We start from the raw sequence: 18,358 nt of genomic DNA, 5'->3' as shown, positions 1-18,358 counted from the left end.
CGAGGAGACCGTCCCGCATGATCGTTCGCAGCCCCTACGACGACATCGACGTCCCCGACGTGGGCCTGCCCGAGTTCCTCTTCGGCGACCTGGGCGACGCGGCCGAGCGAGTGGCGATCATCGACGGGCCGTCCGGCGCGCAGACCACGTTCGGCGAGCTCGCCGCCGCGGTCGACCGCTTCGCGGCGGCGCTAGGCGAGCGCGGCCTCGGCCGCGGCGACGTCATCGCCCTGTTCGCGCCGAACAACCCGTACTACCCGGTGGTCTTCCACGGGGCCCTCGCCGCGGGGCTGGCGGTCACCACCATCAACTCGCTCTACACCCCCGACGAGCTGGCCTTCCAGCTGCGCGACTCCGGCGCCAAGCTGCTCGTGACGGTGTCGCCCTTCCTCGACCGCGCCCGCGCCGCGCTGCGCCAGGACGGCATCGTCGTCGCCGAGACGATCCTCCTCGACGACGCCCGCGACGACGCCAGCACGCCGATGCCGGAGAGCACGCTGGCCGACGCCCTCGCGACCACCGCCGAGCGCCCGCAGGTGACGGTCACGGGCGACGACGTCGCCGCGCTGCCCTACTCGTCGGGCACCACGGGGCGGGCCAAGGGCGTGGTGCTGACCCACCGCAACCTCGTGGCGAACCTCGTCCAGTTCCAGGCGGTCAACGCGAGCACCGGGCCCGACTCGAAGATCCTGGCCGTGCTGCCGTTCTTCCACATCTACGGCATGACCGTGATGATGAACCACGGCATCTACGTGCGGGCGACCGTCGTGACGATGCCGAAGTTCGACCTGGCCGACTTCCTCCGGACCATCTCCGAGCACCGGGTCGACCGCGTCTACATCGCCCCGCCCATCGCCGTGGCGCTGGCCAAGCACCCCATGGTCGACCAGTACGACATCGACTGCGTCGACATCGTCTTCTCCGGTGCCGCCGCCCTCGACGCCGACCTCGGGCACGCCGTCGGCAAGCGACTGAACTGCACCGTCCTGCAGGGCTACGGGATGACCGAGCTGAGCCCGGTCAGCCACGCCATGCCGCAGGACCGCCCCGAGATGGACCTCAGCTCGATCGGCGTGGCGCTGCCCAACATCGAGTGCAAGCTCGTCGACCCGGAGACCGGGCAGGAGGGCGTCGAGCGCGGCGAGCTGTGGGTGCGCGGCCCCAACGTCATGCGGGAGTACCTCAACAACCCCGAGGCCACCGCCGCGACCCTGGACGCCGACGGCTTCCTGCACACCGGCGACGTCGCCACCGTCACCGACGAGGGCGTCTTCTCCATCGTCGACCGGGTCAAGGAGCTCATCAAGTACAAGGGCTACCAGGTCCCGCCGGCCGAGCTCGAGGCGCTGCTGCTGACCCACGAGGGCATCGCCGACGCGGCGGTCATCGGGGTCAAGGACGCCGAGGGCGAGGAGGTCCCCAAGGCGTTCGTCGTGCTCCAGCAGGGCGCGCAGCTCTCGGACGACGACGTCATGTCCTTCGTGGCCGAGCGCATCGCCCCGCACAAGAAGGTCCGCGTCGTGGAGTTCATCGAGCAGATCCCGAAGTCGGCGTCGGGGAAGATCTTGCGCAAGGACCTCCGCGCCCGGGAGCAGGCCCCGGCCTAGGGTCGCTGACCCGCTGTTTCGGTCCACTGACCTGCGACGACGCCGGATGACCGATGTGAAGTCTCTGTGAGGCTCCGTAGCGGTGCGGCGTTGTGTCCGGGTTTCCACGGAACAGTCACGGAACGGATCTTGCATAGCCGATCAAGCCTCTCCGTCGAGTAGATCTTGGATGCGGGCGTTGTAGGCGTCGCGCTCGCCGTCGAGGCACGCGGCGTAGACCGAGAGCAGGACCTTGACCGAGTGGCCGGCCCGCTCGGCGACCTCCGTGGGCGGCACCCCGGCGTTCAGCCAGGACGACAGCGCTGCGTGCCGGAGGTCGTACGGGCGGGCCGCCAGCGGTGAGGCCGCCTGCGCCGGGCTCAGGCCGATCTCGCGGGCCTCTTTCCAGATGCGCGTGTAGACCGACTCGCGCACCCGGCCGCCGCTCAGCGCCGGGAACAGCCGGCCGTCGGCTGCGGCGCCGTAGCGATCCAGGTGGTAGCGCAGGATCGCGACGAGCGCCGGCGGAGCGGGGACGCGGCGCACGGCCTCGCGGCGGCGACGCTTGAGCGGGCGGGCGTCGGGGTCGCGCAGGCCGTCGTTGTAGTGCTCGCCCGAGACGCCGGTCAGCGACCCGGAGAGGACCAGCTCGCCCCAGCCGGCGGCCGGGAGCTTCGCGTCGGTGTCGCGGAGCTGCTGGGCCTCACCGGGACGCAGGCCAGCGTAGTAGAGGCAGGCGAAGAACGCCCGCAGCCGCCAGCCCCGTTCCCGGTCGCTGCGCCGTCGCCCCGAGACGTAGGTGACGGCCGCAAGAAGCTGACGCGCCTGGGCAGGATTGACCACCACCCGCGGGTCAACGCCGCCGGTGACCTGAGCCGTGCCGGTGCGTCGGCCCGTGACGGGGTTGGCGGCCAGGACGCCGGTGTCAACCGCGTAGCCGGCCACCCGGTGCAGGACGGCGCGGCGCTTGTCGAGCGTGGAGGAGGTGACGGCTCGCCCGTCGGCCGCGGTCCCGAGGTCGTGCAGGAGCGCGTCCAGGGCGAGGGAGTCGGCGAGGTCGCTGACTGGGCGGGACGCGCGGCGCAGCCAGGAGACCGCGGCCCGGTCCTCGGGGCTCAGGGCCTCGTCACGGCGCGGCGGCGGCAGAAGGTGGGTACTGGCGAGGCGTTGGAGGTCGGTCTCGTCAGGACCCTGCTCGAGCGGGCGGACGAACTTCGGCGTGATCGCAGCCAAGTTGACCACCGCCGCGCGCCGGCTGTTGGGCGGCGCAGTCGGCCAGATGTGGTCGACGTAGGCCACGGCCAGCTCGAGGAACGTCCCGACGCCCCGCTTGCGGGTCAGGGACGGCGGGAGCCCGGTGGCGACGTCGAACGCCTCGCCGGCCCGACCCGCGCGGACGAGCTCGGAGCGGAACGACTCGGCGAGCGCCTTGGTGGCGTACCACTCGGAGTGCTCCCGGCCAGCAGTCCGCCAGCGCACACCCCACGGCCGGCTGCGGCCAGTGCGCTTGGTCAGCTTCCAGAACTGCACCTGGAAGGTGCTCTCGTCGCTCATGCCGCGCCGTCCCGGTGAGCGTCGAGCCAGTCGAGCAGGTCGCCACGCCGGACCCGCAGGTGGCCGTTGGGGAGGCGGAAGCACGGCGGCGCCACCCGGCGCTCCCGCCACTCGTAGAACGTGTCGCGGGAGACCCCGCCCAGCTCGGCGAGGACCTGGCGCACGGTCAGCAGCTCGTCGCGGTCGACCTTCGCCGCGGTCGGTCGGTTCATCGGTCAGTCCTCCGTGACGTGGCGGCCGAGGTGGCCGAGGTGGTTGTGGGCGGCGGTGGCGTGGGTGCCGGCGGCGTCGAGGTCGGCGACCACGAGCGCCAGGGCGTGGCCGGCGTCGGTGATGGCGCCGGCCGGGTCGGCGCCGCGGTCGTCGAAGTGGTCGGCGGGGTCGGCTCGTTCGGAGCTGCGGACCAGGAACCCGACGAGCTGCGGGAGCCGGTGCAGGAGCTCGTCGAGGGCGCCGACGACGTCGTAGGCGTCCGTGAGGGCGAGCGGCGCGCCGTGGGTGGCGTGGATGGCGAGCGCGACGCTGGTCGACGCGCCGGTGAGGTGGCGGGCGAGGTCGGTCACGGCCGTTCTCCGTTCTGCGGGACGTCCGCGGCGCGATCGGTGGCGGCGCCGAGTTGGTGGGCAAACTCGCCGGCGCTGCTGGACACCGCGGGGCCGAGGGTCGGGAAGGCGGCGAAGAGCAGGACGAGGGTCACGACCCCGGAGACGAGCGCGGGCGCGGCCTTGTGGCTCTTGACCAGCAGGGCGGTGACGAGGCCGGCGATGACGACGAAGGCGAGCAGGTTCATCGCTCGGCCCTCCGGGCGTAGGCCTGGACGCGGTCGACGTACTCGCCGTACTCACCCAGGTACGGAACGCGGATGCGCTCGCAGTCGCGGCCGAGCCCGGACAGGTAGGCGATGCCAGGAGCGGCGTTGGCGTGCTCCGGCCCGAGCGCGCGAGCGTCGGTGCCGTGGAGCATCTCGAGCGAGTCCGCTGGCACCCGGAAGCTGAGCCGCAGGGCGAACTGGTCGCGGGCGTAGCCGCCACCGACCGCGGTGGCCTCGAACCGCTGGGCCAGCATCAGGACCCGGATCGCGGCCTTGCGGCCCTCGGAGAGCAGACGCAGCACGCAGCTGCGTATGCGATCGCCCATCGGGGTGCCCTCGCCGCGCTTGGGCTTCGGGCGCGCGTCAGCGGCCCGGAGCAGGCCGGGGAACTCCTCGAGCACCACGAGCAGGGTCGGGCAGTCCGGCCGTGGGGTGATCTTGTCCTGGCGGGGTGGAATCTCGCCCAGGCGGGCCTCCATGACCAGGACCAGTTCCTCGAGGAAGTTGGCGTGCTCCTCGAGGTCGTCCAGGTTGGTCATCTGGTGGACGGCGTGCGGGGTGTCGTACCAGGCCGGTCCGAGGACCAGGCCGGTGATGTCCGAGCCGCAGACCAGGACGTCATCGGCGGCGGCGAGCTGGGAGAGCAGCGCGTAGGTGAACGCGGACTTCCCGGAGCCGTTCTGGCCCTGGACGGCGATGTGGCTGGCGTCGGCGATCGCGTGCCCGAGGGTGATCCCGTCCTCGGTCCGTCCGAGGATCACCGGCTCGGACCCGGAGGCCACCGTCAGAGCTGGCAGAGCGAATCCATCGCGCAGGGGGTCGTGGTTGAGCACGACGAGGCGGACCCACCGACCGGGCATCGGTTCGACGCGCAGGCCGTGTCCGCCCAGGGAGTGGGCGAGCCGGGGCCCGTTCTCCTTGCTGATGAAGTCGGCGGGTTCCTGGCCTGCCATCAGCTCGACGGTGAGCGTGATGGGAGGCCCGCCGTGGACGGCGCCGACCCGCGGGGTGCGCACGGTGATCCCGGCGGCGACAGAGACGTACTGGCACAGCCGCAGGGCGGTGCAGGCTTCGCGGAACTCGGCGGTGATGCCCTGGGCGAGGCGGTGGTGCGCGGCCCACTGTTCGCGTTCGGCGCGGCGGGCGCGCCATCGGCTGATGAAGCCGGGCGGGCGGCGGTGGCCGGCGGCGGGTGGGCGGGTGCGGTCGAGTGTCTTGGTGGTCATGACCGGCTGCTCCGGTGGGTGCGGGCCCGCTGGCGGCGGGCGCGGGAGGGGGAGGCGGCGACCTGGACCTGGGTGACCTCCCAGGTCGACGAGCCGCAGGCCGGGCAGCGCTCGAGGGAGAGCTGGACGACCCCGTCACCGGAGTCGTCGCCGATGGGCGCGGGGCTCCACTGCTCGACGCAGCCGGCCGCGCGGCAGGTCAGGACCAGCTCGTCGAGCAGCGCGGCGGTGCGGACCTGCACGCGGGCGCGGGGACGGGTGGGGGCGGCCATCAGGCGGCCGCCGTCTCGTCGCCGCCGGTCTTGCGGGCCGGGCGGACACCGCCAGTGACGGCGGGGCGGATGGCGGTGGCGGAGAAGGACACCTCGATGCCCTTGGCGCCGTTGCGCGCGGGCCGCACGCGGGCGGAGAGGTCGTCGAAGGTGACTTCGCTGTAAGGCGGCAGCTCGGGTGCCTCGTGGCTGACGATGCGGACGCCGTGCAGTTCGGGGCGCCCGTCGCGGCCGGTGTCGAACAGGCAGTCGTAGATGCGCACCGGCGCGCCGGTGGCCTCGTCGATCAACGGCTGTCCGCTGGACCGGCGCCCGTTGGGGCCGTCCTCCCAGCGCTCGAGGGTCTGGCTGTGGCCGGTAGCGATCGCCTTCATCCTGGCTTCGTTGATGGGCGCGTTCAGCTCGTACATCGGGGTTCTCCTGGCGGAATCGGCACCCGCGTGTCGGGGTGTGCCTCTACCGTCAGGGCGGTCCGAGCGTTCGACCCGGAAGAAAATTCCGGGGTCGTCGAGCTGGGCGAGAGGACGGTCTTGCCATGCGCGGGATGACCGAGTCACTGACCATCGGCGAGCGGGTCGCGTTCTATCGCCGGCGCCGCGGACTCTCTCAGGAAGTCGTCGCCGGTCTCGTCGGGCGCACCGAGGACTGGCTGAGCAAGATCGAGAACAACCGGGCCGAGCTGGACCGGCTTTCGGTGATCCGCAAGTTCGCTGACGTCCTCGACGTCTCCCTGGGCGATCTGCTCGGCGAACCAACCTTCCTGGACTGGACCGCCGACAGCGGCACCGCAACCGTCACCGCGCTGCGTACGGCGCTGATGGACTACCGCCAGCTGAACCCGATCCTGCGCCGCACCGGGAGCACCGCGGAGGCGCCGGCGATCGCGCACCTCGAGCGCGACGTGGCCGACGTGTTCGACGCCTACCAGGCCGCTCGTTTCGGCTTCGTCACCGCGCGGACCTATTGCTGGCAGACGCGCTGCTGGCCGTGGACACCCACGAGTGGCCCCAGCTCGAGCGTGCGCACGCGCTGCTGGCCCTGTCGTACCAGGTCTCGGCGTCGACCCTGACCAAGCTGGGCGAGTGCGACCTGGCGTGGATGGCCGCCGACCGGGGCCTGGCCGCGGCCCAGCGCGCCGGCGACGTCACCGTGATGGGGTCGCTGTTCCGCTCGGTCGTCCACTCCCTGCTCGCGACCGGCCGGTACGACGCCGCAGCCCAGCTCACGGCCGACGGCTCGGACTACCTCAGCGACTCCCTCGGCTCCGCCGACGCCGGCCTGTGGTCGGTCTACGGGTCGTTGTTCCTCGCCGGCGCGATGGCCTCGTCACGCATGGAGGACCGCGGCCTCACGCGCGACTTCCTCGAGCAGGCTCAGCACGCAGCCGGCTATGTCGGCGCCGATGGCAACCACCTCTGGACTGCCTTTGGTCCCACCAACGTCGCGATTCACCGCGTGGCCACCGCGATGGAGCTGGGAGACGTCCAGGTCGCGATCGACCTCGGGCCACAGATCGACACCTCAGCGCTGCCCACCGAGCGCCGTGTACGCCACGCCCTCGAGACGGCCCGCGCGCTCTCTACCTCCAACCGTCGCGACGAGGCGCTGGCGACGGTGCTCGGCGCCGAGCGCCTGGCCCCCGAGCAGGTACGTCACCACTTCATCAGTCGGCAGCTCGTCCTGTCCTGGATGAAGAACCCTCGCGGCACCGTGAGCACCGAGCTCGGCGCCCTCGCCCACCGCCTCCGGCTCGCCGCCTGAACCGGCCCAGCCTGGGCCCGTACCCTCGGCGTCATGTCGTCGCCAGAGGACAGCTTCGCCACACCCCGGGTAGCCGCCGGCGCGCTCTTCGTTGACGCCGAGGGGCGAGTGCTGCTTGTCCACCCGACCTACAAGGACACCTGGGATATCCCCGGCGGCTACGTCGAGCGCGGTGAGTCTCCGGCCAGTGCGTGCCGCCGCGAAGTTCTCGAGGAACTTGGTATTGACCGAGTGCCAACCCGGTTGTCGGCCGTAGATTGGGCACCCCACGAACGTGAAGGCGACAAGCTGCTCTTCATCTTCGACTGCGGTGCGCTCGGCTCCGATGAGCACAAGATACGCCTCGATGGGCGGGAGCTCGATGCTTGGGAGTGGGTCGCTCCTACAGAACTCCATCGCTATCTTGTCGAGCGACTCGAGCGGCGCATTCATGCGGTTACTGCGCAAAGTCAGGATCCTGGGTTGTATCTCGAGCATGGCGTCCCAACCTTCGGAGGGCGCGTTCTTCGCTGACGCTTGATGGAGCGCCGCGCGGGGCACGAGATTCCCGTTGCTTCGCAAGATTGCTTCACGATAAAGGGGGGCTAGTGGGACGCGCGTCTCGCAAGAAAGCCGAAGCCCGGGAAGCCAGGCGTCGCCGACCAGAACTGCTCGAGAACCTGCAGGAGTCCGTCGACTTCTTGAAGGCTTCCTCGGCAGCGTTCGATGAGGGCTTCGAGGCCGAGGCAAAACGACTGGCTGTGACTATCAGAGTGCTCCTGCATGACACCGAGAAGTCAAAGTCACTGCTCAGTCAGCTCGGTGTTAAGGAGGACCTCTACCTCTACGATACCTCTGAGGGCATCATCCCGACCAATCTCGCGCCTACGCCTGGTCTCGTGATGATGCAGATGACGGCCGGTCAAGGTGGAAGATATGTCCCACCGCTCGGCGACCTTCCACCATCTCGCATTCGGCCTGCGGTTAAGTTCGGGAAGTGGTGGGGCGACAACGTAACAAAACTTCAAGACGGCACCTTCTGGACGAGAAGAAAGTACGTTCTCGTTCTCGCGAACAAGGAGGGCGGCGCGCACGTTGATCCTGTCCTCGACTCTGATTACGAGAACCTTGCGCGCAAGAACGCTCTAGGATTCGAGTTCTCAGACTCGCTCTCTGGGCGGGAGGGCGACTTTGAAGGCAGCGCTGTAGCTGCCTCCGTTAGGCAGATTGCCTACGAAGTCACCGAGTCTCTGAACGACTTCGGGAAGGACCTACTGCGCGCCTAGCCTCGTCGGGCAGTTGGACTCGGTAGGCCAACCCGATGGACAAGGGTTCCACCGCCGTTGCGACGAGGATGTCAGCCACCGGGCGAGATGCTGTCGGCCTACCGATCCCATGGCGGACACGGTCGGGCAGTCGCCGGAGTGCGGCTGACAAGCTCGCGCCCCTTCATTGCGGAGCTAGTCTTGAGGTCGCGCTCGGTCGCCACATCATGAGCGGTCGGCGATTATCATTTGGGCTATGAGCCCATGGATCACGTTGATCGGTACCCTGCTCGGAGTGGTGCTGGGTGGTGGGATCACATTTCTGAATAACATCCGTCAGAGGAAATGGGCAGTCGAAGATCGAGATAAGGCCATCATTGAAGCGCAGCAGAAGTGGCGCCGAGAGGCTGGAGAGGATCGAGCTTCTGCGCTTCGTGACGAAAGGCGGGCGACATACGCCAAGATGCTTCGTGCTCTCGACGAGGCGTATAGGCAGAACAACCTGGCTAGGACGAAGATGGACCACGGTTTACTGTCTAGTCGGGGCGACGAAGCTGTAGAGGCAGTTGGAAGCATCAACGAGGCCGGAACGACACTTGCTGAGGTGGAGATTATCGGCCCGAAGTCCGTCAGCGACGCAACCCACAGCGCGCTGCAGGTTGTCATGTACATCGCCACACTGCTGGCGAAGAAGGAGCCGCAAGTTGACGAGATGGCGTCAGCCGGCGACCTGATGAAGATCAAGCGGAAGGAAATGGTGGAAGCGATGCGGACGGCGCTGTCCGCAAGCTATGACGCGGAGCTGCCGAGAGCGGGAAGCTAAGATCATCGGCTTCGCGCCGCGAGCTCACGAACCGTCGTCGGGCGGGGAGGGGCCGGAGGCAACAATCCAAGCCGCAGCGACCAGCCTGTCCGACCACTGGGATCGATCAAGTCCTGGCTCGGAGCCGCTTGCGCAAGCCCGTATTCAAGGCCCCGCTCCTTGAGCCACTGGCAAGCAGAAGAGAGGCCACCGCGCTCCGCAATATTAAGAAGGTCAACTTCGCGGTGTTGAGCGATCAGCCAGTCCCAACTATCAGGCGTCAAACGAACCCGAACGTCTGTTTCCTGTTCCTCTTCTGCGATCTCCTCGTCGCTGGCTTCGCGACCGAGCCCGGCGAGGGTACGCAGGTCGCGCTGGCCACGTGACGACGTGAGCTGGCGGCGGCCGTCGGAGGCTTCTTCCCATTCCCACCAGCGCGCCAGCGCGGTCTCCTCGTAGGTGTCGACGGCGTCGGCGAGGAGCTGCATCGGGGTGCGGCCGCCCTGGCTGCGGCCCTGCTTGCTGGCGGCGCCGGTGACTTCGTGGGCCATCTTGGTGAAGTAGTCGGCCAGGTCGCCCTCGCCGAGCTGGGTCTTGCGCAGGTCCCAGCCGTGTCCGTCGGAGGCGTCGAAGCCCTTGCGCTCCAGGGCGCGGCGCCAGCGCCCGAACATGCGCGCGCCGACGCCGGCGGCGACGAGCTCGGCGGACACGTCGTCGGCGAAGCACAGCAGGGCGTGGACGTGGACGTGCCAGCCGTTGGCGCCGTCGGTGACCTCCACGACCCGCGCCCAACCGAGCAGTCCGCCGAACAGGGCGGAGTCCTTGACCCACGTCGAGCCGGAGGTGACCGCAGCCCAGGCGTAGCCGAGGACGTCCCAGCAGCCTTCATTGGCCTTGATCCCGACGAGTTCGATCTCCTCGGCCTCGGCGGCGCGCTCGTCGACGTCCCACCCGTTGGCCTCCGCCACCTCACGGTCCGCGCGGCGCTCCTCGAGCAGGTCCCGCCGCCGGCGGTCGGCCGTGGAGAGCCCGAGGCGGTCGCCGCGCGAGTGACGCATCGTCAGCGTGAGCATGAACGCCGACCCGCCCTGCTCGTGGACCGCGCGCATCACCGCGGCGAGGTCGTCGGCGCGGCGGGTGGCGACCTTGACCGCGCACACCGGGCAGGTCCACACCGACCCGCAGTGCTTGAGCCCGCCGTACGCGGCCGAGCGGGTGCCGTCCTTGTTGGTGATCACCCCCAGCGTTGGGCCGCTTTCGGGGCCGCCGATCTTGTGGCCGCACTGCTGGACCCGCTTCAACTGCGAGATCGGCCGCAGCTGGCGACGGCGGGCCCAGCGGTCCCGGCGACGGGCCTGAGAGCGCTCTTGACGCTTCGTCTCGACGGACGCGTCACCCTTGCCCGCACCACCAGCACGCCCCGGGCCACGACGGTCGCGGGTGTGGTCCTCGCGGCGGCGCCGTCCGGGTCGAAGAGCTGTTACCCCTTTACCGAGAACCCGCCCGCTCACCGGGCACCACCCACGGTCATGCCCGGAGCTGGCGCGCCGGCGTGCCCCGGCCCTGCCGGGCCACGCCTCCCCGCACCCCCTATGACTGCGTCGGGGGCGGGGCGGCGGACCCGGGCGGGCCAGGCCACCACCACGACGACAGCGACGACCTGGACCACGGCGGGCACCAGGAGCAGCACGAGGCTCGGCCTCCGGCGGCCAGGCGCTCCGCCCTGGACCAGGGCACCAACCTCAGGAGAGCCCACCCGTGCGACGAGCTCGGGGCAGAGATGGTGGTCGGGGCAGGGCCTCACCCACGACGACGCGCCCGAGGGCTGCCAGACCGCCCGCACAGCCGCAAGCGCCACCAGGCCACACAGCCGGCCATCGACGGCAGGGGCGCTTGCACCCGCACGAGCGCCCCGGCAGGGCAGAGCCCGCGCCGCCGAGGGAGAGACCCCGAAGCCGGGTTTCATGAGCCGAGGACATGAACCGTGCGCTCGCAGGCTGCTGTGTGCGAAAGTCAAGAGCGAGGTCAACTCAATGGCCAGAGCACCGGTCACGAACGCTCGAACAAGCTGGTCGGGCAGCCCGAGGAGACCGCGATGACCGTCGCAGTGAACCCCATCGATCTCGCCACGGGCGTGCTCGTCGAGCGCTACCAGCTGACCGTCGAACGGGCGATCACGATGCTGGAAGAGCTGGCTTCCACCAGCGAAGCAGGCGTCGATGAGTACGCCTCGTGGCTCGTCGCGCGCTGCGGCGACTCGACCGTTCGCCTGAAGCCGGCCGACGAACCAGCCCACGTGCGCCGGGCGATGGCGTACATCGCGGCCAACGCAGACAGCGACATCGGGATCGAGAACATCGCCCGTGCGGCGCGAGTGGGGCCGCGAGGGCTGCAGAGCGCGTTCCAGAAATCCCGCGGGCAGACACCGATGGCGTTCCTGCGCTCGGTGCGGATGAACAACGCCCACGTCGACCTGGTGGCCGGCGACCGGACCAAGGGCGACACCGTCTCCGAGATCGCCGCACGACGGGGCTTCACCAACGCCGGCCGTTTCTCCGTCGAGTACCGGAAGATCTTCGGGTGCAGCCCGAGCTACACACTCCACCGCTGACCAACACGTGCGCCGGCCGTCGAGACCAAGGGCACCGCCGGAGACCCGGGAGACACATCGATGGGTGAGGCTGCAGGCAGCAAACGCCGCCACGCCCAGGCGAGCGCCGAGGCCGCACACGAGCGGGCCAGCGAAGCCCAGCGACACGCGCGGGACGTGGCCCAGCAGCTCAGTTCGACCGCGGAGCGGGTCGCGGACACCTTCGATGACGTCGCCGACCGCAAGCATGAGCAGGCCGACGCCGCCGACGCGCAGGACGCTTCTGGACACCGGGCCGACGCGAGGCGTGCCCGAGAGTTCGCGGACAAAGAGCGCTCCGAAGGCAAGCGACTGCGCGAACAGTGGGACCTGCGGAGCTGACCTACCGGTGCTGACGGACAGGCCAGCAGGTCGGGTAACACCCTTCCCGGCGGCGACGCTGGCCCCGTTCGAGACGGCCGATTGCGGGTGCTTGCTAGCGACCCGGCAAGAATGGCTCCTCGATCTCCATGGCCGCGTGTCGCCGCCACCGACGTTCAGTGGCGCCGAGGTTGACCCGTGCCCGTGCGGCCGCGGATCGGAGCCGGTCGTGCGCCGCACCGGGCCCGAGGTCTCTCGCGGTGCGTTCCAGCCTCGCTGCCGCCTGCTCCCGGCCGAGACTGACGTCGACGAGCACATCGAGCACCCGGGCCCGCAGCCGGTGCGCGTCACGCAAGAGCGAGTTCGCGAAGTTGAGGTCCCCGCACGCCTCCTCCAGCGGGTCGGTAGCGGTACCGCCGGACCAGGCTTCGTCGATGCCCGCGGAGCCGGTGCTGTCCAGCTCCCACGGCATGTGGCCGTCCATGGAGCCAAGTTTGCATCGCGACATCCAACGCGCGCGATACCTAGCCCTCGCTGGGCCGTACGGGGCGATTCACGGAACCACCACGGAACACGGGCACGGCGTGGGAGTGGCCGGCAACCTGTTCGTGCAGGTGATGGGGCTGTTGAAGGCGACAATGTGAGGTCCTGCGCAAGGACCTCCGCGCTCGCGAGCAGGCGCCCGCGTAGGCGCGCCGGCACGGTTCAGCCGGAGCCGGAGGCATCGACGAGCAGCGCCCGCCCCGGCCCGCCGAGTCCGGGGCGGGCGACGTCGATGGCCGCGAGCGCCCGCCACCGTCGTCGCGCGCCGTCGAGATTGGTTCGTGCTCGCGCCGCCGCGACGCGTAGCCGCTCCTTGGGAACGCCGGGACCGAGGGCCGCCGCAGAGCGCTCGAGTCTCTCGGCCATCTGCTCCCGGCTGATGCCGATGTCGGTGAGCACGTCGAGGACACGACCCCGCAACCGGTGGGCGTCCCGCACGAGAGAGTCCGCGAAGTTGACGTGCTCGCACACGAGTGCCAGAGGGTCGCGGGGGAACCCGCACGTCCCGGCGTCCTCGCGGCCCGCGGAGCCGGCGCCGTCCGGCTCCCACGGGATGTCCTGACCCACGGTGCCGAGTCTGGGCCACCGCGGCGCACCGGCGCCAGGCACGCCTCTGCTGCCCCGGTCCCGCCACGATCACCAGCGTGTCCCGGGGCCCGGTTTGTGGAGGCGGGGTGCCGCCTCGATGATGGGGCCATGGGGAACGGGCTGGAGGCGAGTTCGCCGGACCCGGACAGCGATGCAGCTCAGGACCTCCGCTCCGTGGTGGAGCTGCTCCGGCAGCTCGACGTGCACCTGGACTCGCTCGACACGGACCTCCTGACGGGGGACTCGCCCGTCGCGGAGGAGAACCGCGCCATCCGGGGCGCGCAGGCCAACCTGGCCCGCAGGCGCGCCGTCGAGGTCAGGGCAGCGCTCGCCCGGACGCGAGAGCACGCCCGCCACCTGGCGTCGAGGATGCGGGCGCTGCGGGAGTCGCGGCCCGATCATCCGAGCCCCGCGGACGGCGGCGGCGCCGAGCTCGCCCGGGCGCTGGACACCGCGGCACGACGGATGGCCGGTTACCGGGGGCTCGACCAGGCGGTGGAGCTGATCGTGCGCGGAGCACTCGACGCCGTCCCGCAGGCCGGCCACGTCGGCGTCACCCTCACCGAGCGGGACGGCCGCATCACCTCGCGTGAACCGAGTGACGACGTCGTGCGGGACCTCGACCGCCTGCAGGACGAGCTGGGCGAGGGGCCCTGTGTCGACGCGATCCGGCGTGGGACCCGGACGCTGGTGCCGGACATGGCGGACGCGGACGACGTGTGGCCGCGGTTCGCCCCGGCGGCCGTGGAGCGAGGCGTGCGGCCGATGGTGTCCTTCCCGCTGTTCCAGAGCGCCATGGCCGGCGCGCTCACCTTCTGCAGCGACACCGCCGGTTCCTTCGACGACCACGCCCTCGATGTGGCGGCACTGTTCGCCTCGCAGGCGGCACTGGTCCTCCAGGGCGCCGGCCGCATCGACCAACTCAACGTCGGGCTGCAGAACCGCGACCTGATCGGGCAGGCGAAGGGCATCCTGGTCGAGCGGTTCGGGACGGACTCCGAGCAGGCGTTCGCGATGTTGGTGGAGTCCTCCCAGCAGACCAACATCAAGCTGAACGAGGTCGCCCGGTGGGTCGTGCGTGACGCGATCGAGCGCCGGGACGGGTCGCCCTAGCCGCGGCCCGCGGCAGCGGGCCCGCGGCCACGACCACCACGCGTGGCTGACGGTCCGTGGCGCGTCGGCCACCCGCCGAAGTGGTGCCGGCCGGATGCCGCCGGGATGCTTCTCCGCTGATCGGAGCTGGTGCACCCTGGCCTTCTCGTTGAGACGCGGGAGACCCGGATGAGTGCCACGAGCGTGGACCCCACCGACGACAAGGCCACGTGCCTCCGGGCCATGGAGATCATGAACGCGGGCACGGTGGAGGACTTCGCCGAGGTGTACACGGCGGACGCGCTCGACCGGGAGGACCACGAGCATCCTCCGCTGCGTGGCCCCGAGGGCCTGCACCGCAGCGCGTCACGCCTGCGCGCCGCCTACTCCGACATGCGATGGGACGTCCACGCCGTGGTGCAGGACGGTGACCTGGTCGTCCTCCACGCGACCATGAGCGGGCAGCAGACCGGGACCGCCACGGCCTTCAAGCCCGGTGGGGAGGTCGCCGCGGTCTTCCCGTCGCGAGGCCGGACGTTCTCGGTCACGCAGACGCACTGGTTCCGCATGGAGGGAGGCAAGATCGCCGAGCACTGGGCGAACCGGGACGACCTCGCGATGTGCCGACAGCTCGGCTGGCTCCCGCCGACGCCCGCCTACATCGTCAAGATGGTCCGGGCGCGGCGGCAGGCGCAGCGGGCGGCGAAGGTCTGAGCACCGCCCGCCGTGGAGACGTGAGCCACAGGAGCCGCCTGTTCCCGCGTCCTGGGCCGTCCTGGCACCATCGCGAGGCCGGTCCACGCAAGGTGCCGACTCCTCCCGAGTGAGCGCCCAGTGATCGCGAGACGCCTGTGACGCACCCCCGAGGTCTCCGCGAGGGCACGGCGACCACCGCCGACGTGCTCGCCGCACTGGCCGGCGAGATCGAGCTCCACGAGGACCTCGCCCGGATCGGGCTCGAGCGGGTGGACGTCGATCCCGCGGTCGAACGGCTCCTGCGCCGCCGCCTGAAGCGCTCACCGCGCGGCAGTCATTGAGACAGCAAGCGAAACAGGAATACCCTCGACGAGCAGCGGTCGAGCAGGCGGCCGCGCCCTCGCAATCGCTCGGCGGAGTGCCCGCCCCCGGACACCGTCTCCCCGCTGTGCGCGCCCATCGTCGCCGGCGGAGGGGGCCGTGACCACCAACGAAGCGCTCATCGTCTCCCTGCGCACCGCGGCCCGGGAGCTCGCCGCGCGCCCGTGCCTCCGCGATCTCCGGGACGCGCTCTCGCGGGTCGTGGAAGCGGCCGTGGACACGGTGCCCGGTGCCGACGCCGGTGGCATCTCCCTGGCCGAGCACGGGGAGGTGCACTCCCGCCACCCGACGACCCCGGCCGTGACCGCGCTCGACCAGCTGCAGGCCGACCTGCGCGAAGGCCCGTGCATCACCGCGATCGAGGAGCCTCCCCGCGACGGCCTCGTCCTCGCCGACGACCTGGACGGCGCCGACGCCGCGCGATGGCCGCGGTTCGCGCCCCGGGCCGTCGAGTCCGGCTACCGCTCGATGCTCTCCACCAGCATCCCGATGACGCGCACGTCCCGCGCAGCGCTGAACCTCTACGCCGCCGACCCGCACGTCTTCGGCCCCGACGACCAGCTGGTCGCGGGCCTCTTCGGGGCCCAGGCCGCGGTGCTGCTCTACAGCGGCGAGAACGTCGACCAGCTCAACCACGCCGTGGCGAGCCGCGACGTCATCGGCCAGGCCAAGGGCATCCTCATGGAGCGCTTCACCGTCGACGACGACGAGGCGTTCCACATGCTCGCGCGGTCGTCCCAGGACACGAACATGAAGCTCGTGGAGGTCTCGCGCTGGTTGCAGGGCGAGGCGCGCAAGAGTCGTGCCGAGCGGCACGCCGAGCGCCACGGCTGACGACCACGGGTGGTGAGAGCCCGCTGACCACTCTCGGCGGCCGAACGGGGGAAGTTGTTCGGTGAGGGGTCTCCGCGTTCGCGCCACGGATACCCAGATGGCGCCGATCGGATTACCTTCCGGGGGCGATGACCGAGGCCACGTCCGCCGTGCTCCGCCACCACGTCACCACGGACGACCCCGAGGAGGCGGCGGCACACCAGGCTGCGTACGCCAGCTTCCGCCACGAGCCGGTCGCCCGGGACGGCTTCGCGTTCGACCTCTCGGCGGCGTTCGCCGGGCCGTTGGGTGTGAGCCGCATGCGGCACACCGGACGCTTCCGCGCCGAGGTCGACCCGCCGGGGCAACTGATCGTCCTCGAGGTGACCGACGGCGGCATGTGGATCGCCGACGACGGCCACGACGTCGCGGACCGGCTGATGCTCGCGCCGCACTGGTCGTCGTCGCCGCACACCGCCGGCTGGGAGCGCGTCGGCCTGCGCATCACGACGCTCGAGCTCGACGCGGTCGCCCGCGTCGGTGTCGGCGTCCCGGGCTCGGACCCGCCGGGCCCCGACGCGCCGGGCGTCCGGTTCGGGAGCATGACCCCGCGCTCCGCGCAGCTGGCCCGCTACTGGACGAACCTGGTCGACCACGTCGAGCGGGCGATGCTCGCGAACGACGAGCTGATGGCGTCGCCGCTGGTCCGCGGCGAGGCCCTGCGCCAGTTGGCCGCCGGGGCGCTGTTCGTGTTCCCCAACAGCACGCTCGACCGGCCGGCGGCGAGCGCCCGGACCGCGGCGGAGCCCGCCACGGTCCGCCGGGCCATGGACTTCATGGATGCCCACGCCCACGAGGACGTCACGATCGTGCAGGTGGCGGAGGCGGCCCGGATGGGTGCGCGCGGGCTGCAGGCGGCGTTCCGTCGCCACCGCGAGCAGTCCCCGCTCGACTACCTGCGGCGGGTGCGCATGGAGCGCGCGCACCACGACCTGCAGGCCGGCGACCCCACGCGGGGCGACACGGTGGGGAGCATCGCCGTGCGGTGGGGCTTCGCCAACGCGGGGCGGTTCTCGGTCGACTACCGGCGGGCCTATGGCCGCTCTCCGAGCGACACCCTCCGGTGCTGAGCAGGGCTTCTCGTCGCCTCGTCCCGTGGTGCACCATCGACACCGACGGACACGACCGGTTCAGCCACGAGCCGCCCATCGTCACCGCACTTCCGCTGGGGACCCGATGTGGCGCGATCACGACCTCATGGACGCCCTCGCCGACGACCCTCCCGAGACGGCCACGTCGCTCTCGGAGTGGCTGGGCGAGCAGGACGTCGAACACCTCGCCGCGATCGCGCGCGAGGCACGCTCCACGGACGGCTCGTTCGGGCGCCGACTACGCGCAGTAGATCGTTCGCACGATCCACTGGACGTATAGCGCATGTGTTGCTCGCTTGACGAGGACGTGGGGAAGGAGGACCGTCGGCACCGGCGGCGAGCCTGTCTCGCAGCCGGCGCGGCCGGTGGCGGTCGATGCCCGGGCCCCGTCGGCCGCCCTCCCCCCGCGTGGCCGACGGGGCCTCGCCGCGCTCGTACGGTGGGGTCGTGGAGCTCCTGCGGACGCCCGCCACCGCCGCCGCGACCGTGGTGGCGGCCCTCGCCGCCGCCGGGATCGCCGCCACGATGCTCCTGGCGGGGCCGGGTGGGATCACCGTCGCGCTGACGGCGGTGCAGGCGGTGCTGCTGCTCGCCGTGCGCGAGGGCGCCGTGGGCCTCCGTCGCTTCCTGCTCGCGTGGACCGGCCAGGCCGGCCTGACCCACCTCGTGGCGGGCGGCCCCGGCGTCGAGTCCGCGCTGGTCTACCTGGGTGTCGGACTGGTCTTCGCGGCCGTCGTCACGGCGGGCCTGGCGCTGTGGCAGCCCGAGCCCGAGCCCGAGTACGAGCCCGCGCACGAGCCGGGTGAGCGCCGCGGCGGCACGCAGCCCCTGCCCGTCGTGGACGGCGACTGACCGCCCGGCCGGCCCGCGCGGGCCGGCCGGGGTGCG

General features: G+C 71.1%; 24 protein-coding genes. 14 read left to right on the top strand and 10 right to left on the bottom strand.

Features of this window, described 5'->3' with window-relative positions:
* Positions 1 to 17: 17 nt before the first annotated feature.
* Positions 18 to 1,607 carry an AMP-binding protein gene (locus ACFPK1_RS29325; protein WP_378024485.1) on the top strand — a complete coding sequence of 530 codons (1,590 nt, stop codon included), beginning with the start codon at positions 18 to 20 and terminating at the stop codon, positions 1,605 to 1,607.
* A 141-nt stretch (positions 1,608 to 1,748) separates the two neighbouring features.
* Here the strand turns inward: ACFPK1_RS29325 and ACFPK1_RS29320 are convergent, their stop codons facing one another.
* The 7 genes from ACFPK1_RS29320 to ACFPK1_RS29290 are packed head-to-tail and all read right to left on the bottom strand — an operon-like array spanning position 1,749 to position 5,859.
* Entirely contained in the window at positions 1,749 to 3,140 is a 1,392-nt protein-coding gene (locus ACFPK1_RS29320) for a tyrosine-type recombinase/integrase (RefSeq protein WP_378024484.1), read from the bottom strand.
* Positions 3,137 to 3,352: a helix-turn-helix transcriptional regulator gene (locus ACFPK1_RS29315; RefSeq protein WP_378024483.1), complete on the bottom strand. Its 216-nt coding sequence runs from the start codon at positions 3,350 to 3,352 to the stop codon at positions 3,137 to 3,139. The genes ACFPK1_RS29320 and ACFPK1_RS29315 overlap by 4 nt, the downstream gene beginning before the upstream one ends.
* A gap of 3 nt (positions 3,353 to 3,355) precedes the next feature.
* A complete protein-coding gene (locus ACFPK1_RS29310) occupies positions 3,356 to 3,703 on the bottom strand; it encodes a hypothetical protein (protein WP_378024482.1) in 348 nt (115 codons plus the stop codon).
* The gene (locus ACFPK1_RS29305; protein ID WP_378024481.1) at positions 3,700 to 3,930 is read right to left on the bottom strand and encodes a hypothetical protein; all 231 of its coding nucleotides are present in this window, start codon (positions 3,928 to 3,930) and stop codon (positions 3,700 to 3,702) included. The genes ACFPK1_RS29310 and ACFPK1_RS29305 overlap by 4 nt, the downstream gene beginning before the upstream one ends.
* Positions 3,927 to 5,177 carry a hypothetical protein gene (locus ACFPK1_RS29300; protein ID WP_378024480.1) on the bottom strand — a complete coding sequence of 417 codons (1,251 nt, stop codon included), beginning with the start codon at positions 5,175 to 5,177 and terminating at the stop codon, positions 3,927 to 3,929. Before ACFPK1_RS29300 ends, ACFPK1_RS29305 begins: the two co-directional genes overlap by 4 nt.
* Positions 5,174 to 5,449: a hypothetical protein gene (locus tag ACFPK1_RS29295; protein ID WP_378024479.1), complete on the bottom strand. Its 276-nt coding sequence runs from the start codon at positions 5,447 to 5,449 to the stop codon at positions 5,174 to 5,176. The genes ACFPK1_RS29300 and ACFPK1_RS29295 overlap by 4 nt, the downstream gene beginning before the upstream one ends.
* Complete coding sequence (locus ACFPK1_RS29290; protein WP_378024478.1) at positions 5,449 to 5,859, bottom strand: hypothetical protein; 411 nt, start codon at positions 5,857 to 5,859, stop codon at positions 5,449 to 5,451. Before ACFPK1_RS29290 ends, ACFPK1_RS29295 begins: the two co-directional genes overlap by 1 nt.
* A gap of 134 nt (positions 5,860 to 5,993) precedes the next feature.
* Between ACFPK1_RS29290 and ACFPK1_RS29285 the strand changes: the two genes are divergently transcribed.
* The 5 genes from ACFPK1_RS29285 to ACFPK1_RS29265 all read left to right on the top strand — a co-directional run bounded on the left by ACFPK1_RS29285 (position 5,994) and on the right by ACFPK1_RS29265 (position 9,277).
* Positions 5,994 to 6,518 (top strand): helix-turn-helix domain-containing protein, encoded by a 525-nt coding sequence (locus ACFPK1_RS29285; RefSeq protein ID WP_378024477.1) that lies wholly within the window; start codon positions 5,994 to 5,996, stop codon positions 6,516 to 6,518.
* On the top strand, positions 6,437 to 7,210 hold the full coding sequence (locus tag ACFPK1_RS29280) for a hypothetical protein (RefSeq protein WP_378024476.1): 774 nt from the start codon (positions 6,437 to 6,439) through the stop codon (positions 7,208 to 7,210). Before ACFPK1_RS29285 ends, ACFPK1_RS29280 begins: the two co-directional genes overlap by 82 nt.
* Before the next feature lie 33 nt (positions 7,211 to 7,243).
* On the top strand, positions 7,244 to 7,723 hold the full coding sequence (locus ACFPK1_RS29275; RefSeq protein WP_378024475.1) for an NUDIX domain-containing protein: 480 nt from the start codon (positions 7,244 to 7,246) through the stop codon (positions 7,721 to 7,723).
* A gap of 74 nt (positions 7,724 to 7,797) precedes the next feature.
* A complete protein-coding gene (locus ACFPK1_RS29270) occupies positions 7,798 to 8,475 on the top strand; it encodes a hypothetical protein (protein WP_378024474.1) in 678 nt (225 codons plus the stop codon).
* A gap of 235 nt (positions 8,476 to 8,710) precedes the next feature.
* Positions 8,711 to 9,277, top strand: a complete 567-nt coding sequence (locus ACFPK1_RS29265) for a hypothetical protein (RefSeq protein WP_378024473.1) — start codon at positions 8,711 to 8,713, stop codon at positions 9,275 to 9,277.
* A 2-nt stretch (positions 9,278 to 9,279) separates the two neighbouring features.
* Here ACFPK1_RS29265 and ACFPK1_RS29260 read toward each other — a convergent pair whose 3' ends face one another.
* A complete protein-coding gene (locus ACFPK1_RS29260; RefSeq protein WP_378024472.1) occupies positions 9,280 to 10,557 on the bottom strand; it encodes a hypothetical protein in 1,278 nt (425 codons plus the stop codon).
* A 683-nt stretch (positions 10,558 to 11,240) separates the two neighbouring features.
* On the opposite strand from ACFPK1_RS29260, the gene ACFPK1_RS29255 reads away from it, so the two are divergent.
* Positions 11,241 to 11,867 carry a helix-turn-helix transcriptional regulator gene (locus ACFPK1_RS29255; RefSeq protein WP_378024471.1) on the top strand — a complete coding sequence of 209 codons (627 nt, stop codon included), beginning with the start codon at positions 11,241 to 11,243 and terminating at the stop codon, positions 11,865 to 11,867.
* Between the two features lie 60 nt (positions 11,868 to 11,927).
* Positions 11,928 to 12,227, top strand: a complete 300-nt coding sequence (locus ACFPK1_RS29250) for a hypothetical protein (RefSeq protein ID WP_378024470.1) — start codon at positions 11,928 to 11,930, stop codon at positions 12,225 to 12,227.
* A gap of 94 nt (positions 12,228 to 12,321) precedes the next feature.
* On the opposite strand, the gene ACFPK1_RS29245 is transcribed toward ACFPK1_RS29250, so the two are convergent.
* A complete protein-coding gene (locus ACFPK1_RS29245) occupies positions 12,322 to 12,690 on the bottom strand; it encodes a hypothetical protein (RefSeq protein ID WP_378024469.1) in 369 nt (122 codons plus the stop codon).
* A gap of 221 nt (positions 12,691 to 12,911) precedes the next feature.
* Positions 12,912 to 13,316 carry a hypothetical protein gene (locus ACFPK1_RS29240; protein ID WP_378024468.1) on the bottom strand — a complete coding sequence of 135 codons (405 nt, stop codon included), beginning with the start codon at positions 13,314 to 13,316 and terminating at the stop codon, positions 12,912 to 12,914.
* A 195-nt stretch (positions 13,317 to 13,511) separates the two neighbouring features.
* Here ACFPK1_RS29240 and ACFPK1_RS29235 point away from each other — a divergent pair, with 195 nt between their 5' ends.
* The 6 genes from ACFPK1_RS29235 (at position 13,512) to ACFPK1_RS29210 (ending at position 18,322) form a co-directional block, all read left to right on the top strand.
* Positions 13,512 to 14,450 carry a GAF and ANTAR domain-containing protein gene (locus ACFPK1_RS29235; protein WP_378024467.1) on the top strand — a complete coding sequence of 313 codons (939 nt, stop codon included), beginning with the start codon at positions 13,512 to 13,514 and terminating at the stop codon, positions 14,448 to 14,450.
* Positions 14,451 to 14,618: 168 nt separating this feature from the next.
* Positions 14,619 to 15,143 (top strand): ester cyclase, encoded by a 525-nt coding sequence (locus ACFPK1_RS29230; protein ID WP_378024466.1) that lies wholly within the window; start codon positions 14,619 to 14,621, stop codon positions 15,141 to 15,143.
* A gap of 137 nt (positions 15,144 to 15,280) precedes the next feature.
* Positions 15,281 to 15,466 carry a hypothetical protein gene (locus ACFPK1_RS29225; RefSeq protein ID WP_378024465.1) on the top strand — a complete coding sequence of 62 codons (186 nt, stop codon included), beginning with the start codon at positions 15,281 to 15,283 and terminating at the stop codon, positions 15,464 to 15,466.
* A 139-nt stretch (positions 15,467 to 15,605) separates the two neighbouring features.
* Positions 15,606 to 16,340, top strand: coding sequence for a GAF and ANTAR domain-containing protein (locus ACFPK1_RS29220; protein ID WP_378024464.1), 735 nt, complete (start codon positions 15,606 to 15,608; stop codon positions 16,338 to 16,340).
* 128 nt (positions 16,341 to 16,468) lie between these two features.
* A complete protein-coding gene (locus tag ACFPK1_RS29215; protein ID WP_378024463.1) occupies positions 16,469 to 17,449 on the top strand; it encodes a helix-turn-helix transcriptional regulator in 981 nt (326 codons plus the stop codon).
* A 468-nt stretch (positions 17,450 to 17,917) separates the two neighbouring features.
* Complete coding sequence (locus ACFPK1_RS29210; protein WP_378024462.1) at positions 17,918 to 18,322, top strand: hypothetical protein; 405 nt, start codon at positions 17,918 to 17,920, stop codon at positions 18,320 to 18,322.
* Positions 18,323 to 18,358 lie beyond the last annotated feature (36 nt).

The sequence above is a fragment of the Actinomycetospora rhizophila genome, assembly GCF_042657905.1.
Classification (GTDB): Bacteria; Actinomycetota; Actinomycetes; order Mycobacteriales; family Pseudonocardiaceae; genus Actinomycetospora; species Actinomycetospora rhizophila.
The sequence above is the reverse complement of the archived record's forward strand: the minus strand, read 5'-3'. Positions and strand labels throughout refer to the sequence as shown.

Coding starts and splice junctions, on each gene's coding strand:
- ACFPK1_RS29325 (WP_378024485.1), top strand. CDS start 18: ATGATCGTTCGCAGCCCCTACGACGACATCGACGTCCCCGACGTGGGC.
- ACFPK1_RS29320 (WP_378024484.1), bottom strand. CDS start 3,140: ATGAGCGACGAGAGCACCTTCCAGGTGCAGTTCTGGAAGCTGACCAAG.
- ACFPK1_RS29315 (WP_378024483.1), bottom strand. CDS start 3,352: ATGAACCGACCGACCGCGGCGAAGGTCGACCGCGACGAGCTGCTGACC.
- ACFPK1_RS29305 (WP_378024481.1), bottom strand. CDS start 3,930: ATGAACCTGCTCGCCTTCGTCGTCATCGCCGGCCTCGTCACCGCCCTG.
- ACFPK1_RS29300 (WP_378024480.1), bottom strand. CDS start 5,177: ATGACCACCAAGACACTCGACCGCACCCGCCCACCCGCCGCCGGCCAC.
- ACFPK1_RS29295 (WP_378024479.1), bottom strand. CDS start 5,449: ATGGCCGCCCCCACCCGTCCCCGCGCCCGCGTGCAGGTCCGCACCGCC.
- ACFPK1_RS29290 (WP_378024478.1), bottom strand. CDS start 5,859: ATGTACGAGCTGAACGCGCCCATCAACGAAGCCAGGATGAAGGCGATC.
- ACFPK1_RS29285 (WP_378024477.1), top strand. CDS start 5,994: ATGACCGAGTCACTGACCATCGGCGAGCGGGTCGCGTTCTATCGCCGG.
- ACFPK1_RS29275 (WP_378024475.1), top strand. CDS start 7,244: ATGTCGTCGCCAGAGGACAGCTTCGCCACACCCCGGGTAGCCGCCGGC.
- ACFPK1_RS29265 (WP_378024473.1), top strand. CDS start 8,711: ATGAGCCCATGGATCACGTTGATCGGTACCCTGCTCGGAGTGGTGCTG.
- ACFPK1_RS29250 (WP_378024470.1), top strand. CDS start 11,928: ATGGGTGAGGCTGCAGGCAGCAAACGCCGCCACGCCCAGGCGAGCGCC.
- ACFPK1_RS29245 (WP_378024469.1), bottom strand. CDS start 12,690: ATGGACGGCCACATGCCGTGGGAGCTGGACAGCACCGGCTCCGCGGGC.
- ACFPK1_RS29230 (WP_378024466.1), top strand. CDS start 14,619: ATGAGTGCCACGAGCGTGGACCCCACCGACGACAAGGCCACGTGCCTC.
- ACFPK1_RS29215 (WP_378024463.1), top strand. CDS start 16,469: ATGACCGAGGCCACGTCCGCCGTGCTCCGCCACCACGTCACCACGGAC.